At 59.8% G+C, this 13,448-nt stretch carries 11 protein-coding genes and 3 tRNA genes; 4 read left to right on the top strand and 10 right to left on the bottom strand.

Going from position 1 to position 13,448, the window contains the following annotated elements; genetic code table 11:
- Positions 1-3: 3 nt before the first annotated feature.
- From rpsR to rnr, 4 genes are all read right to left on the bottom strand, one after another.
- Positions 4-231 carry a 30S ribosomal protein S18 gene (gene rpsR, locus DOM27_RS06740; RefSeq protein WP_035472385.1) on the bottom strand — a complete coding sequence of 76 codons (228 nt, stop codon included), beginning with the start codon at positions 229-231 and terminating at the stop codon, positions 4-6.
- A gap of 26 nt (positions 232-257) precedes the next feature.
- The gene (rpsF, locus tag DOM27_RS06735; RefSeq protein WP_110655289.1) at positions 258-677 is read right to left on the bottom strand and encodes a 30S ribosomal protein S6; all 420 of its coding nucleotides are present in this window, start codon (positions 675-677) and stop codon (positions 258-260) included.
- 261 nt (positions 678-938) lie between these two features.
- A complete protein-coding gene (gene rlmB / locus DOM27_RS06730; RefSeq protein ID WP_110655288.1) occupies positions 939-1,754 on the bottom strand; it encodes a 23S rRNA (guanosine(2251)-2'-O)-methyltransferase RlmB in 816 nt (271 codons plus the stop codon).
- A 42-nt stretch (positions 1,755-1,796) separates the two neighbouring features.
- Complete coding sequence (gene rnr, locus DOM27_RS06725; protein WP_110655287.1) at positions 1,797-4,280, bottom strand: ribonuclease R; 2,484 nt, start codon at positions 4,278-4,280, stop codon at positions 1,797-1,799.
- A 271-nt stretch (positions 4,281-4,551) separates the two neighbouring features.
- Here rnr and DOM27_RS06720 point away from each other — a divergent pair.
- From DOM27_RS06720 to DOM27_RS06710, 3 genes are all read left to right on the top strand, one after another.
- Positions 4,552-4,638: transfer RNA gene (locus DOM27_RS06720), tRNA-Leu, on the top strand.
- A 62-nt stretch (positions 4,639-4,700) separates the two neighbouring features.
- A tRNA-Leu gene (locus tag DOM27_RS06715) sits at positions 4,701-4,787 on the top strand.
- Between the two features lie 71 nt (positions 4,788-4,858).
- A tRNA-Leu gene (locus DOM27_RS06710) sits at positions 4,859-4,945 on the top strand.
- A 260-nt stretch (positions 4,946-5,205) separates the two neighbouring features.
- On the opposite strand, the gene DOM27_RS06705 is transcribed toward DOM27_RS06710, so the two are convergent.
- Together DOM27_RS06705 and DOM27_RS06700 are read right to left on the bottom strand one after the other, a co-directional pair.
- The gene (locus tag DOM27_RS06705) at positions 5,206-6,060 is read right to left on the bottom strand and encodes a DNA/RNA non-specific endonuclease (protein WP_245392623.1); all 855 of its coding nucleotides are present in this window, start codon (positions 6,058-6,060) and stop codon (positions 5,206-5,208) included.
- A gap of 6 nt (positions 6,061-6,066) precedes the next feature.
- Positions 6,067-6,342 (bottom strand): Lrp/AsnC family transcriptional regulator, encoded by a 276-nt coding sequence (locus tag DOM27_RS06700; RefSeq protein ID WP_075571652.1) that lies wholly within the window; start codon positions 6,340-6,342, stop codon positions 6,067-6,069.
- A 307-nt stretch (positions 6,343-6,649) separates the two neighbouring features.
- On the opposite strand from DOM27_RS06700, the gene DOM27_RS06695 reads away from it, so the two are divergent.
- Positions 6,650-6,994 carry a high-potential iron-sulfur protein gene (locus DOM27_RS06695; RefSeq protein WP_110655286.1) on the top strand — a complete coding sequence of 115 codons (345 nt, stop codon included), beginning with the start codon at positions 6,650-6,652 and terminating at the stop codon, positions 6,992-6,994.
- Positions 6,995-7,167: 173 nt separating this feature from the next.
- On the opposite strand, the gene DOM27_RS06690 is transcribed toward DOM27_RS06695, so the two are convergent.
- From DOM27_RS06690 to DOM27_RS06675, 4 genes are all read right to left on the bottom strand, one after another.
- On the bottom strand, positions 7,168-8,724 hold the full coding sequence (locus tag DOM27_RS06690; protein WP_110655285.1) for a SpoVR family protein: 1,557 nt from the start codon (positions 8,722-8,724) through the stop codon (positions 7,168-7,170).
- Positions 8,725-8,765: 41 nt separating this feature from the next.
- A complete protein-coding gene (locus DOM27_RS06685; protein ID WP_110655284.1) occupies positions 8,766-10,046 on the bottom strand; it encodes a YeaH/YhbH family protein in 1,281 nt (426 codons plus the stop codon).
- 108 nt (positions 10,047-10,154) lie between these two features.
- Complete coding sequence (locus DOM27_RS06680; protein WP_110655283.1) at positions 10,155-12,077, bottom strand: PrkA family serine protein kinase; 1,923 nt, start codon at positions 12,075-12,077, stop codon at positions 10,155-10,157.
- Between the two features lie 320 nt (positions 12,078-12,397).
- On the bottom strand, positions 12,398-13,447 hold the full coding sequence (locus DOM27_RS06675; RefSeq protein WP_110655282.1) for a threonine aldolase family protein: 1,050 nt from the start codon (positions 13,445-13,447) through the stop codon (positions 12,398-12,400).
- Position 13,448 lies beyond the last annotated feature (1 nt).

Genomic DNA, 13,448 nt, shown 5'->3' with positions numbered 1-13,448 from the left:
GGTTTACTGGTGGCTGTCGGAGTACGGCAGCAATGCCAGGTAGCGCGCCCGCTTGATCGCGGTGGACAGCTGACGCTGGTAGCGTGCCTGAGTACCCGTGATGCGGCTGGGAACGATCTTGCCGGTCTCGGTGACGTAGGCTTTCAGCGTATCGATGTCTTTGTAGTCGATGTACTTCACGCCTTCGGCAGTGAAGCGGCAGAACTTACGGCGACGGAAAAAACGTGCCATGAGAATCTCTCCTTAGCGAAATCGAATCAGTGGGTTTCTTCAGCAGCTTCGGAACGCTCGGGGCGCTCAGAACGCTCACGATCGCCACGCTCGGAGGGCTTGTCGTCACGACGACGGCTCTTTTCTTCAACCGGCTTCATCATCGGCGAGGCTTCAGTCACGGCCTCTTTGCTGCGCACGATCATACTGCGGATGATGGCATCGTTGAAACGGAAGATATTCTCGATCTCGTCGAGAGTCTCGCCGCTGCATTCGACGTTCATCAGCACATAATGTGCCTTGTGAATCTTGTTGATCGGGTACGCCAGGTGGCGACGGCCCCAATCTTCGAGACGATGCACGGTACCGCCGTTTTCGGTCACGAGGCCGGTGTAGCGCTCGACCATGGCCGGAACCTGCTCGCTCTGATCCGGATGGACCATGAACACGATTTCATAATGACGCATGTTAGCTCCTTTCGGTTTGGCAGCTTCCGCGCGGGCCCTCGTTTGAAGGGGTGCCACGAGAAGCAAGGAGTCGATATCGGACCGCGGTGCAGGACCACGTTGACATCCAGATATTCAGACCAATTGACGCCTTACTGGGGCAAGACCGCACGAATCAGGCGAAGCTGACCCATCGTATTACCCGAGACGAGACGCGTTCCATGAGCATAGCCTGCCCACAGAACCGCGCAATTGTAGAGACCAAGCGCGCTCGGTGCAAGCTCAACCGGGGCTGGCACGCCCGCGTTGACGGACGGCTTCGAACAGACAGATGCCTGTGGCGACCGAGACGTTGAGACTGGAAACACCGCCCTGCATTGGCAATTTGACCAGCCCGTCACACGCTTCGCGGGTCAGCCGGCGCATGCCCTTGCCTTCCGCCCCCATGACCAGAGCGCAAGGGACGGTGAAATCGGCATCGTAGACGAGGACATCGGCCTCCCCGGCCGTACCGGTGATCCAGACCCCCAACTGCTTGAGCTTTTCCATGCAGCGGGCCAGATTGGTGACCTGGAACACCGGCACGATCTCGGCTGCACCACAAGCGACCTTGCGCACGGTCGCGTTGAGCGGGGCCGACTTGTCCTTGGGAACGATCACACCATCAACACCGGCGGCGTCGGCACTTCGCAGGCAGGCACCGAAATTGTGCGGATCCGTCACCCCGTCGAGAATCAGCAGCAGTGGCGGGCGACTCTCCTGCCATTGCTCGAGGCGCCACCACAGGGTGGTTTCGTTCTCCGCAACCAGCGGCTCGGCAAAGCCGATCACGCCTTGATGAGAGGCCTGACTCGAGATCGCGTCGAGTGCATCTCGCGGCACCCGCTTCAATTCGCAACCACCCGCATGGGCCTGTTGCAGCAACGACTCGAGACGCTGCTCGGCGTGACCCTGTTGAATCCATAGCAGTCGCGGCGGCTGACCCCGCTCGAATAGTGCACGCACGGCATGGACGCCGTAGACGGGCTCGAGCCCGTCCGGCATCCGCGGCAGATCCTGCGGCCTGCCGGCTTGACGTCGATGGGTTTGACGACTCATAACATCACCGACCTAGCGCCGCGAAACGGCAAATCAAGACGCTCATCGCTTGCCTCGACGCTGTCGCGGTCCACGGGAGCGCCGCTTGGGCGCCCCATCCTCTTTATTGCCATTCGCGTCGGCACTCGCCGCGTCGTTACCCGTCGCGCCGCTTTCGGCCGAGGCGCCCTGACGCTCACGCTTGCCAGGGCGATTCTTGCTCGCTGACGGCTTCCTGGCCCCACCACCGCCATTCGACGAGCCGTTCGGCTTCTGGCCGCGCGGCGCGCGGTGATGACGGGGGGCGGCATCGGCAAGATCGAAATCGATCTTGCGATCGTCCAGGTCGACACGGGCAATGCGAACGGTGACACCATCACCCAGGCGATAGGCCACGCCGCTACGCTCGCCTTTCAGACGATGCTTCTCGGCTTCGTAGTGATAATAATCGGACGGCAGCGAGGTCACATGCACCAGCCCCTCGACATAGACATCGTCAAGACGCACGAAAATACCGAACTGGGTCACGGAAGCGATGGTGCCTTCATAGACTTCGCCGACCTTGTCGGAGAGGAATTCGCACTTCAGCCAGTCGGTGACGTCCCGCGTCGCATCGTCGGCGCGGCGCTCGGTCATCGAGCAGTGCTCGCCCAGCTCGATCATCTGTTCGAAGGTGTACGGGCACCAGGTCGTGGGTTTCTCCACCGGCGCGCCCTCGGCCCGGAGCACCGTCTGGGTCTGGCGCGGTCCTCTAATGACCGAGCGAATCGCACGATGCACCAGCAGATCGGGATAACGGCGGATCGGCGAGGTGAAATGTGCATAGGCCTGATAGGCCAGTCCGAAGTGGCCATCGTTCTGCGGCGAATAGACGGCCTGACTCATCGAGCGCAACATCACCGTCTGAATGATATCGAAGTCCGGTCGCCCCTGAATCGCCTCGCGCAGCGCCTGATAATCCTTGGGCGTCGGCTCGTCGCCGCCGCCCAGCGTCAGCCCAAGCTCACCAAGGAAAATACGCAAATTCTCCAGGCGCTCGGAGGCAGGCGCCTGGTGCACGCGATAGAGCGCCGGCAGATCGTGTTTGTCGAGGAATCTCGCCGTGGCGACGTTGGCCGCCAGCATGCACTCCTCGACCAGCTTGTGGGCGTCGTTTCGGCTACGCGGAACGATCTTCTCGATCTTGCGCTCATCGTTGAAGACGATCTGCGTTTCGGTCGTTTCGAAGTCGATGGCGCCACGCACATCACGCGCCTGGCGCAATACCTTGTAGAGCGCATGCAGATTTTCGAGCGACGGCACCAGCTCACGGTAATGTTCCCGCAGCGCCGCACCCTCTTCACTCTCCGGCTCCTGCAACATGGCGCCGACCTGGTTATAGGTCAGCCGCGCATGCGACTGGATCACCGCTTCATAAAACTTATAGCGACTGATGGTACCGTTCTGCGAGATGTTCATCTCACAGACCATGGTCAGACGATCGACGTGTGGATTGAGCGAGCAGAGGCCGTTGGAAAGTAGTTCCGGTAGCATCGGCACGACCTGGCCGGGGAAGTAGACCGAGTTACCGCGGACGTAGCCCTCGTTGTCCAGCGCACTGCCGCCCCTGACGTAATGGGAGACGTCGGCGATCGCGACGACCAGCTTCCAGCTGCCGGATTTGGTCTTCCAGGCACAGACGGCGTCATCGAAATCCTTGGCGTCTTCGCCGTCGATGGTCACCAGCGGCATCTCGCGCAGGTCGATCCGAGCCGCCTTGTCCTCGTCCTCCACTTCCGCGGACATGCCAGCGATCTGATCGTCCACTTCCGGTGGGAAGTCCGCAGGAATGTCGTGTGAGCGAATCGCGATGTCGATCTCGAGTCCCGGGTCCATTCGCTCCCCGAGGATCTCGACCACCTCGCCAACCGGCTGTTTGCGGGTTTCCGGCTGCTGAGTGATCCGGACCGAGACGATCTGACCGTCTTTCGCCCCGCCGCTGACGCTGTGCGGCACGATCACTTCCTGACTGATCCGCGAATTTTCGGGAATCAGCACCGCGAACTCGGAAGTGTTCTGACGGAATACGCCAACCAGCGTCTGAGTATTGCGCGCCAGCACCTCGGCAATGGTGCCTTCGGCGCGGTTACGCCGATCCCGGCCGCTGATACGAGCCAGCACCACATCGCCATTGAACACCCGACGCATTTGACGCGGCGGCAACACCAGGTCGGGCTTGACGCCGTCATGGCGAATCAGAAAGCCCATGCCGTCCCGATGGCCCTGCACGCGCCCCTTGATCAGATCAAGCTTGTCGATCAACGCATAGGCACCCTTGCGATCCTTGAGAATCTGCCCGTCTCGCTCCATCGCCGCGAGCCGGCGACGCACGGCCTCAAGCTGGTTCTCATCTTCGAGCCCCAGCATGGCGCTCATGTTTTCGTGAGTTATCGGCTTGCCGTATTCTTCCAGGCGCGCGAGCAGGTACTCGCGGCTGGGTACGGGACTATCATATTTGTCTGCTTCACGAGCCGCGTGCGGATCGTCATCCAATGTCCAATGAGTCATGCAACCATCGTCCTTGCGTTGAGCCTACTGGGCTTGGGCTGTGGAGAGAATTCACGCGGCGGGCGGCTTGAGCCGTTCAATCTTTTTGGATTCATGCCCCAAGTATAGCGGTCACGCCTGCCCGACCCAACCATGCACTGCGCAAACGGATCGATAGTCATGGCAACGACCCACCTCGGGGGGCCGAGATGGCAAGGTTCGCGAGGCATAAATCGCCGACAATGTGACGCTTGCATTCGAACGCAAAGCCGGTATCATGCATCGCGCCTTGGCCCAGATGGCGGAATTGGTAGACGCGCTAGCTTCAGGTGCTAGTGTCCTTATGGACGTGGAGGTTCAAGTCCTCTTCTGGGCACCATCGCTTCCGGCGATGGATTTTTCAGAGCGTACACGCTCGATGAAAGAAAAAGGCTGGATAAGGCCCGGATGGCGGAATTGGTAGACGCGCTAGCTTCAGGTGCTAGTGTCCTTATGGACGTGGAGGTTCAAGTCCTCTTCCGGGCACCATTGCAGAACTCATATCAGATACGAATGCACTCAGGTTCGCATCAGATATAGAGGCAACAAGTTCATGACACGCCCAGGTGGCGGAATTGGTAGACGCGCTAGCTTCAGGTGCTAGTGTCCTTATGGACGTGGAGGTTCAAGTCCTCTCCTGGGCACCATGTGTCATGTACTGCAGAATCGACCCTCCAGCAGCAATCCCTTCGCGACAGCAATATCCCTTCGTCAGCACCCGCTATTGTTATTAGTCATACCTCTGGCGTTATTAGCCATGCCACTGCCTCGGCGGAAGCGTTCTCTCGATGGTTTCATTCACGCACCGTGGTGTCGAAATGGCTGCATCCATGACGCATGAATTCGGCCATTTCTTATCTGAACGCCTTTGCCTCTCATCGAGACCCGGCGCCAATTCGCTTCGATCTCACTGATAACGGCCCGGCCGGGTCGAGACGGCTTCCAACCCCCAGCCGTCCGTCTCCACCTGACCTTCCAGTTGACGCTCCAGCGGATCGGCCAGTTGCGGGAAAAAGTCCAATCCGGTTCGCGCCTCGATTTCGTCGATCGTGATCAAAAATCGCGCCAGCGGCTCGTTACCGCTAACATCCTGCGGCATCAAAAATGCCAATGCCCGCGGCGTCTTGCCAGGCACGATCAAAATCTTGTAGAAGCCCACGGGCACCTGCGAAAACCCGACTCGATGCAGCAACTGGTTATCGAAGATCGGCCCGGTAACGACCCAGACGCTGCCAAAGCGCGGCACGAAATCGTCGATGACCGCCTCCTCCAGGCGCTGCCACAGCTGCCGGTTGAGCTTGGGTCGCTGAGGCGTGATATTGGTCATCAGAAAACTGGCCATCTGCCCTTCGCGGCCATGGACGACCGACATGGCGTAGTTCGGTGCCAGATGACCGCGATCGTACCCGCTGCGGGTGTAATCATCGCCGGAGATCGGCCACAGACTGCGCCAATCGGATTCGAAATGATCGGGACGCGGCAGGCTGTGGGGATTGTCGACCCTATTCAGCGCGTAGCCCACCCACAGCGGCTCGGCCCGCACGTCCGACCAGCCGACCAGAAACCCGTCGTTGCGAAGCACCCGATTCCAGCCCCGCCAGTCGTTCCATTGCCAATCGGGAACGCCCATCCAGCTTAGCCGGTCGCGGACACCGCCTTCGTGCCAATACCACAGTCCGCTGATGACCACGACGAAGATCAGACCGACTCGGGACGAGCGAGCCAACTGCCCCAGCAACCCTCGCCGTTGACGACGCGCCACCCTGACCTAGAGTCCGACAGAAAACATGGCGTCGAGATCGTGGCGCGAGTGCACCTGCATGGCATTGAGCGTTTCGGTGTCGCGAATGCCCTCGACGCTCATTAGACGCTCTGTCACTAGCGTGGCCAGCGACTCGAAGTCCCGCGTGCGGGCGATGGCGATCAGATCATAACGACCGCAGGTGGAATAGACTTCGCTGATTCCCTCGAGGTCGGCAAGCCGCTCGGCCACGCCTCGAATCCGGCCCTTTTCGACATTGATCAGAATAACGGCGTTCTGCATGTTCCTCTCCCAACGAGCCTGCCCACCGAGCCAGCCATCGGGCTATGTCTCGCGCTCCGCGGGCCAAGAATGAAATTGACGGCGCGAGTATATCAGCTCTATGGCCCTCCGCCTTCGCGTGCCGGTAGCCATCAATTCGCCCTGTCCGTGACGAATTTCAATCATGTCGCGGTACCCGGTGTAACCGCCCTGACTGTTGTGGACGCATCACGAGCCATCGCATAATTTCGGCAACGAGATCATTCAGCAATGAGAGGCAGCCCATGCCACGCCAGCGAGTCGGAGAGTTTCGATACAGGGGGTCACGATGAAAAAGCCACAGAATAGTCGGGACGATGGCGTGCCCCACGCAGAGCGTCGCCGCTTTTTGAGACACGGCGCCTGCGCATCCGGCTTGCTGCTGCTGGGCTGGCGAGCCCTGCCCGCACTGGCTCAGGACAGGCCGATGCTAGACCCCAGCGCCTATCAGGCCCGGGCACTCGACTATGTTCAGGACGCCGCGCGAGCGAAGGACAATCGTGTGTACGAAGCAGGCCAGCGATGCGGCAACTGCGAATTTTTCACCGCCTCGACGCAAGCTTGCGGTTTGTTCCCCGACCACCGGGTTGCCACCAATGGCTGGTGCAGTAGCTGGACGTCCGAAGATTCCTGATATCCGCGCCAAACGTTCTTTCCCCGGCTCTCGTCAATGGTTTCCCCTGACTATTGGCTGCTAACCATTTTCCGGATGTGGCTGACCTCGGACGGCATTGCGTTGACCACTTGTCGTTTAGCCATCAAGTCTTCCCGGCTCGACCCTGCCGGTGGCGCCGTGCGATCTCGCCATCACGCCGATTCCCGAGCCGGCTCGGGGATCGGCCACTGATAGCGACGCACGATCTCTCCACCCTCCATCGATTCGAGCTTGATCGGGAACCCCCACAGTTGATGCAGGTAGCGCATCACGGGAAACAGACTCTGCCCTAGCGGTCGCCGCCGGTCCTGCACATGGCGAAGCGTCAGCGAACGGTCTCCGCGGATATCGGCCTCCCAGACCTGGATGTTGGGCTCTCGGGCCGACAGCGCGTACTGCACGCTCAGCGCGTCGCGGATGCGTCGATAGCCTCGGTCGTCGTGAATCGCTTCGATCTGAAGGCTATCGTCGCGATCATCATCGACCAGGCTGAACAGCTTGAGATTGCGGATCACGTTGGGAGAGAGGAACTGCTGAATGAACGACTCGTCCTTGAAGTTCTGCATCGCGAAATGCAACGTCTCCAGCCAATCGCTGCCGGCGACATCCGGGAACCATTCGCGATCCTCGCTCGTCGGCGACTGACAGATACGCTTGATGTCGCTGAACATCGCGAACCCCAGCGCATAAGGGTTGATCCCGCTGAAATAGGGGCTGTCATAGCCCGGCTGGGCGACAACGGAGGTGTGCGACTGCAAAAACTCGAGCATGGTGCCTTCATCGATCAACCCGTCGTCGTACATGCGATTCATCAGGGTGTAGTGCCAGAAAGTGGCCCAGCCTTCGTTCATCACCTGTGTCTGACGCTGAGGGTAAAAATACTGAGCCAGTTTGCGCACGATACGCACGATCTCGCGCTGCCAAGGTTCCAGCAACGGCGCATTCTTCTCGAGAAAATAGAGCAGGTTTTCCTGCGGCTCGCTGGGATAGCGTCCATGACGGTGCAGGCCCAGGGGATCGTTTTCATGGTCGTGCAGCGGACTCTGGGCGAGTTCGCTCACCGGTACCGGGATCGTGCTCCAGAGCCTGTTGACCTGGGTCTGCAGGTAAGCCTCGCGCTCTTCCTGACGTCGCACCTCTTCCTCGGCCGAGATCGACGAAGGACGCTTGTAACGGTCGACGCCGTAATTCTGCAGCGCATGACAGGCATCGAGAAGCTGCTCGACCGCCTCGACACCGTGGCGCTCTTCGCACTGGGCGATGTATTTCCGCGCAAATACCAGATAATCCACAATCGCCGAGGCATCGGTCCAGGTGCGAAACAGGTAGTTGCCCTTGAAAAAAGAGTTGTGACCGTAGCAGGCATGGGCAATGACCAGCACCTGCATCATCAGCGAGTTTTCTTCCATCAGATAGGCGATACAGGGATCGGAATTGATGACCAGCTCATAGGCCAACCCCATCTGGCCGCGCCGGTAAGCTTGCTCGACCGACAGGAATTGCTTGCCAAATGACCAGTGATGATAGCCGACCGGCATGCCCACGCTGGCATAGGCATCCATCATCTGCTCGGAAGTGATGACCTCGATCTGATTGGGATAGGTCTCCAGCCGGTACTCTTTGGCCAGCTCGGCAATGGCGTGCTCGTACGCTTCGAGCGTCTGGAAAGTCCAGTCCGAACCGGTGGCTATGGGCTTGCGTTGCGTCATCGCTCTCCTCCTCGCTGCGTTCCGTTGCACCCGGGCCGATATCAGCCCTGGGCGCGCTGACGGAAAAGCTCACGAAAGACCGGATAGATATCTTCCGCCTGGACGATCTGTTGCATGGCAAAACGCTCCGGGTAGGCCGCCCTGACCGTATCGTAAGCCTCCCATAGCGCCTGATGGGCGTGAGGCGTGATTTCCACGTAAGTGAAATATTGCAGCTTGTGCATCAGCGACTCGTCGAGCAGCTCAAGACAGCTCGATGAGTCGTCGTCCCAGTTGTCTCCGTCGCTGGCCTGCGCCACGTACAGATTCCACTGTTCCGGCGCGTAACGCGCCTCGATGATCTCGTCGACCAGCGTCAGCGCGCTGGAAACGATGGTGCCGCCGGTCTCCCGCGAGTAGAAGAACTCCTCCTCGTCGACCTCCTTGGCTACCGTGTGATGACGCACGAACACCAGCTCGACCTTCTCGTAATTGCGCTCGAGAAACAGGTAGAGCAACAGAAAGAAGCGCTTGCCGATATCCTTGTGGGCCTGGGTCATGGACCCGGAGACATCCATGATGCAGAACATCACGGCCTGGTTCGATGGCATGGGCTGATGAGTCAAGTGGTTGTAACGCAGATCGTAGGTGTCCAGGAACGGGATCGATCCAATCCGCTTTTCCAACCGCGCGATCTCGGATTTCAGCTCCTCGATCCGCGCCGGATTGCGCAACACAGGATCCTTGCGCTCTTCGGCCACCAGCGCCTCCTGTGCTTCGCGAAGGGCCCGCTTCAACGGCGCTCGCATACCGATCCGCCGAGCCTGTGCCTCGCGCATCGAACGCACGATATTGATGCGCGCCGGCACGCCCTCCTTGGAGATGCCCGCACGCACGGGGCGGGTTTCTTCCAGCACCTGCAACTGCTTGCGCTCGAGGTGCGGCAACTCCAGCCCATCGAAGACGAAATCGAGAAACTCCTCCCGTGACAGAGAGAACACGAACTCATCCATGCCCTCGCCTTGACCCGACGCCTGTCCATCGCCGCTGCCACCACCACCGCCACCACCGGGACGGCGCAACCGATCGCCCTCGGCGAACTCCTTGTTGCCAGGGTTCACGACCGTACGTCGGCCGCCCGGGCCATGCTGGAAGGAAGGTTCGGAGATGTCCTTGGTGGGGATCGAGACCCTTTCACCACGCTCCATATCGGTAATCGAGCGTCGATTCACCGACTCCTCCACGGCACGCTTGATGTGAGAGCGATAGCGTTGCAGGAATCGCTGACGATTGACCGCGCTCTTGTTGCGTGCGTTGGGGCGTCGATCGATGAAGTAGCTCATGGCACCTCCCGCAGAGTACTGCGATAGCGGCCATCCAAGGATGGCCCCTACCCTGGAAGCGCGGCTAGAAACGAAGCCGCTCCTCAGCTGACGTCAATTGACGATCTACTAGTGCGACTTTCGCACCCGCAGATACCACTCGGACAGCAAACGCACCTGCTTCTCGGTATAGCCGCGCCGGACCATACGATCGACGAAATCTTCGTGCTTGCGCTGGTCCGATACGGACGCCTTGGCGTTGAACGAAATCACCGGCAACAGCTCTTCGGTATTGGCGAACATCTTGTGCTCGATCACACCTCTGAGCTTCTCGTAAGACTGCCAGCTGGGATTCATGCCGTTATTGTGGGCGCGGGCGCGCAGCACGAAATTGACCACCTCGTGACGAAAGTCCTTGGGATTGGAAATGCCGGCGGGCTTCTCGATCTTCTCGAGATCCTCGTTGAGCGACTGCCGATCGAACAGCTCGCCGGTTTCCGGATCGCGATACTCCTGATCCTGAATCCAGAAGTCGGCGTAGGTGACGTAGCGATCGAAGATGTTCTGACCGTATTCGGTGTAGGACTCCAGATAGGCGGTCTGGATCTCCTTGCCAATGAAGTCGACATAACGCGGCGCCAGATATTCCTTGATGAAACGCAGGTAGCGCTCGTGAACCTCCTTGGGCAGCTGCTCTCGCTCCAGCGCCTGCTCCAGCACGTAGAGCAGATGTACCGGATTGGCGGCGATTTCGTGAGCGTCGAAGTTGAACACCTTGGAGAGAATCTTGAAGGCAAAACGCGTGGAAAGCCCGTTCATGCCCTCGTCGACACCGGCCGCGTCGCGGTACTCCTGGATCGACTTGGCCTTGGGATCGGTATCTTTCAGATTCTCGCCATCGTAGACCCGCATCTTGGAATAGATACTCGAATTTTCCGGCTCCTTGAGCCGCGAAAGCGTCGAGAACTGCGCCAGCATGCGCAGCGTATCCGGCGCGCAAGGGGCTTCGTTGAGTGACGAATGCTCCAGCAGCTTCTGATAGATCTTGATCTCTTCGGAGACGCGAAGGCAGTAAGGCACCTTGACGATATAGACCCGGTCGAGGAAAGCCTCGTTGTTGCGATTGTTGCGGAACTGCTGCCACTCGCTCTCGTTGGAGTGGGCCATGATGATGCCTTCGAAGGGAATCGCGCCCATGCCCTCGGTGGGGTTGTAGTTGCCCTCCTGCGTGGCCGTCAGCAGCGGATGCAGCACCTTGATCGGCGCCTTGAACATCTCGACGAACTCCATCAGCCCCTGGTTGGCCTTGCACAGGCCACCAGAGAAACTGTAGGCATCTGGATCGTCCTGGGAATAGAGCTCGAGCTGGCGGATATCCACCTTGCCCACCAGCGACGAGATATCCTGATTGTTCTCGTCGCCCGGCTCGGTCTTGGAGACCGCGATCTGGTTGAGCCGGGACGGATGCAGGCGCACCACGCGGAACTGGGACAGATCACCCCCGTACTCCTTGAGCCGCTTGGCAGCCCATGGCGACATCGGCCCCCGCAGGTGACGCTGGGCGATGTTGTACTCTTTTTCCAGGAGCTCGCCGTCCTCTTCCGGCGAGAACAGTCCGAGCGGCGACTCGTAGACCGGAGAATCCTTGATCGCGTAGAACGGCACCCGCTCCATCAGCAGCTTGAGGCGCTCGGCCAGCGATGATTTGCCGCCACCGACCGGCCCCAGTAGGTAGAGAATCTGCTTGCGCTCCTCGAGCCCCTGGGCGGCATGGCGAAAATAGGCGACGATCTGCTCGATCGCCTCTTCCATACCGTAGAACTCGGCAAAGGCGGGATAGCGACGAATGACCTTGTTGGAGAAAATGCGCGACAGGCTGGGATCCTTGGCCGTGTCGATCGCTTCCGGCTCCCCGATGGCATTCAGCATTCGCTCGGCAGCGTTGGCGTAGACCCGAGGATCCTTTCGGCACAGCTCTAGATATTCCTGCAAGCTCAGTTCTTCTTGCTGAACCTGCTCGTAACGGCTCTGCACGTGATCGAAGATGCTCATGGAAGCCTCCTGGTCGTGACCCCCGACCGCACAGGACGAACGTCCTGCCCGACGGGCTAGCTGACTATCAGCATAGACAGATGCACGAAGCGCCGGGTAGACCCATTTTGCGAGTCTTTTCAACGCAGCGTCGGAATACACGCTTTAGAACACGCTACCACGATCCGGTTTCGTTGCACGGGGAATTTGCGCCGACAAAATGCGCAACTTTTCTTAGTCGTCGCTAAGTAAAAGAAAAATCTGGAAAATTTCTTTCGCGAGCCGAAGAGGTTGGGGATTGAGAGGGACTCGGCGTCCGGATCAGCGGACGCCGGTCAGTTTCACGTGTCGTCGAAGGCGGCGCGCGCATCGGCCAGCAACTGATCGAGCAGCTCGGAGGTCGTGTTCCAGGAGCACACGAAACGCGCGCCACCGGCACCGATGAAGGTGTAGAAGGTCCAGCCCTTGGCGCGCAACTGCGTGATCACCGGCTCGGGCAGACTGACGAAGACGCTATTGGCCTGTGTCGGGAACATCAGCGAAGCGCCGGGCAACGAGGCGAGCCCGTCGGCGAGATACCGGGCCATGGCGTTGGCATGGTCGGCATTGCGCCGCCACGCACCGGATTCCAGCAGGCCCAGCCATGGCGCGGCGATGAAGCGCATCTTGGAGGCCAGCTGTCCGGCCTGTTTGCAGCGATAGGCAAAATCTTCGGCCAGCTCCTTGTTGAAGAACAGGATGGCCTCTCCCATCGGCAAGCCGTTCTTGGTACCGGAGAAACAGAGCACGTCGACGCCTGCCTGCCAGGTCAGCTCGGCCGGAGATGCATTCAGGGCACTGCAGGCGTTGGCGAAGCGTGCACCGTCCATGTGAACACGCAGGTCGTACTTGTCCGCGACGGTGCGGATCGCCAGCAACTCCTCGCGAGAATAGACCGTTCCGACTTCGGTGGCCTGAGTGATCGAGACGACTCGCGGCTTGGGGTAGTGGATGTCGTTGCGCTTCACGACCAGCTTCTCGATCCCCTCGGGGGTCAGCTTGCCGTTTTCACCGTGACTGGTGAGCAGCTTCGAACCGTTCGAGAAGAATTCCGGCCCGCCGCACTCATCGGTCTCGATGTGAGCCAGTTCGTGACAGATCACGCTGTGGTAACTCTGGCCCAGTGCCGCCAGCGACAGCGAGTTGGCGGCGGTACCGTTGAAGACGAAGAAAACGTCACAGTCGTAATCGAAGAGCTCACGGAAACGATCCGCGGCACGATGAGTCCAGGCATCGTTGCCGTAGGCGAGATCGTCGCTGGCATTCGCCCGAATCATATAATCGAGGGCTTCCGGGCAAATGCCGGAGGTATTGTCGCTCGCCAGATAGCGAGGGCTGCAATCGGATGTCATC

It is taken from the genome of Salinicola halimionae, assembly GCF_003206065.1.
Classification (GTDB): domain Bacteria; phylum Pseudomonadota; class Gammaproteobacteria; order Pseudomonadales; family Halomonadaceae; genus Salinicola; species Salinicola halimionae.
Note: the sequence above shows the minus strand (reverse complement) of the source record. Positions and strands in the feature narration are given on the sequence as shown.

Bases quoted from the DNA above. Each gene is read 5' to 3' on its own strand.
- DOM27_RS06690 (WP_110655285.1), bottom strand. From the start codon at position 8,724: ATGACGCAACGCAAGCCCATAGCCACCGGTTCGGACTGGACTTTCCAG.
- rlmB (WP_110655288.1), bottom strand. From the start codon at position 1,754: ATGAGTCGTCAAACCCATCGACGTCAAGCCGGCAGGCCGCAGGATCTG.
- DOM27_RS06680 (WP_110655283.1), bottom strand. From the start codon at position 12,077: ATGAGCATCTTCGATCACGTGCAGAGCCGTTACGAGCAGGTTCAGCAA.
- rnr (WP_110655287.1), bottom strand. From the start codon at position 4,280: ATGACTCATTGGACATTGGATGACGATCCGCACGCGGCTCGTGAAGCA.
- rpsF (WP_110655289.1), bottom strand. From the start codon at position 677: ATGCGTCATTATGAAATCGTGTTCATGGTCCATCCGGATCAGAGCGAG.
- DOM27_RS06675 (WP_110655282.1), bottom strand. From the start codon at position 13,447: ATGACATCCGATTGCAGCCCTCGCTATCTGGCGAGCGACAATACCTCC.
- DOM27_RS06695 (WP_110655286.1), top strand. From the start codon at position 6,650: ATGAAAAAGCCACAGAATAGTCGGGACGATGGCGTGCCCCACGCAGAG.
- rpsR (WP_035472385.1), bottom strand. From the start codon at position 231: ATGGCACGTTTTTTCCGTCGCCGTAAGTTCTGCCGCTTCACTGCCGAA.
- DOM27_RS06685 (WP_110655284.1), bottom strand. From the start codon at position 10,046: ATGAGCTACTTCATCGATCGACGCCCCAACGCACGCAACAAGAGCGCG.
- DOM27_RS06700 (WP_075571652.1), bottom strand. From the start codon at position 6,342: ATGCAGAACGCCGTTATTCTGATCAATGTCGAAAAGGGCCGGATTCGA.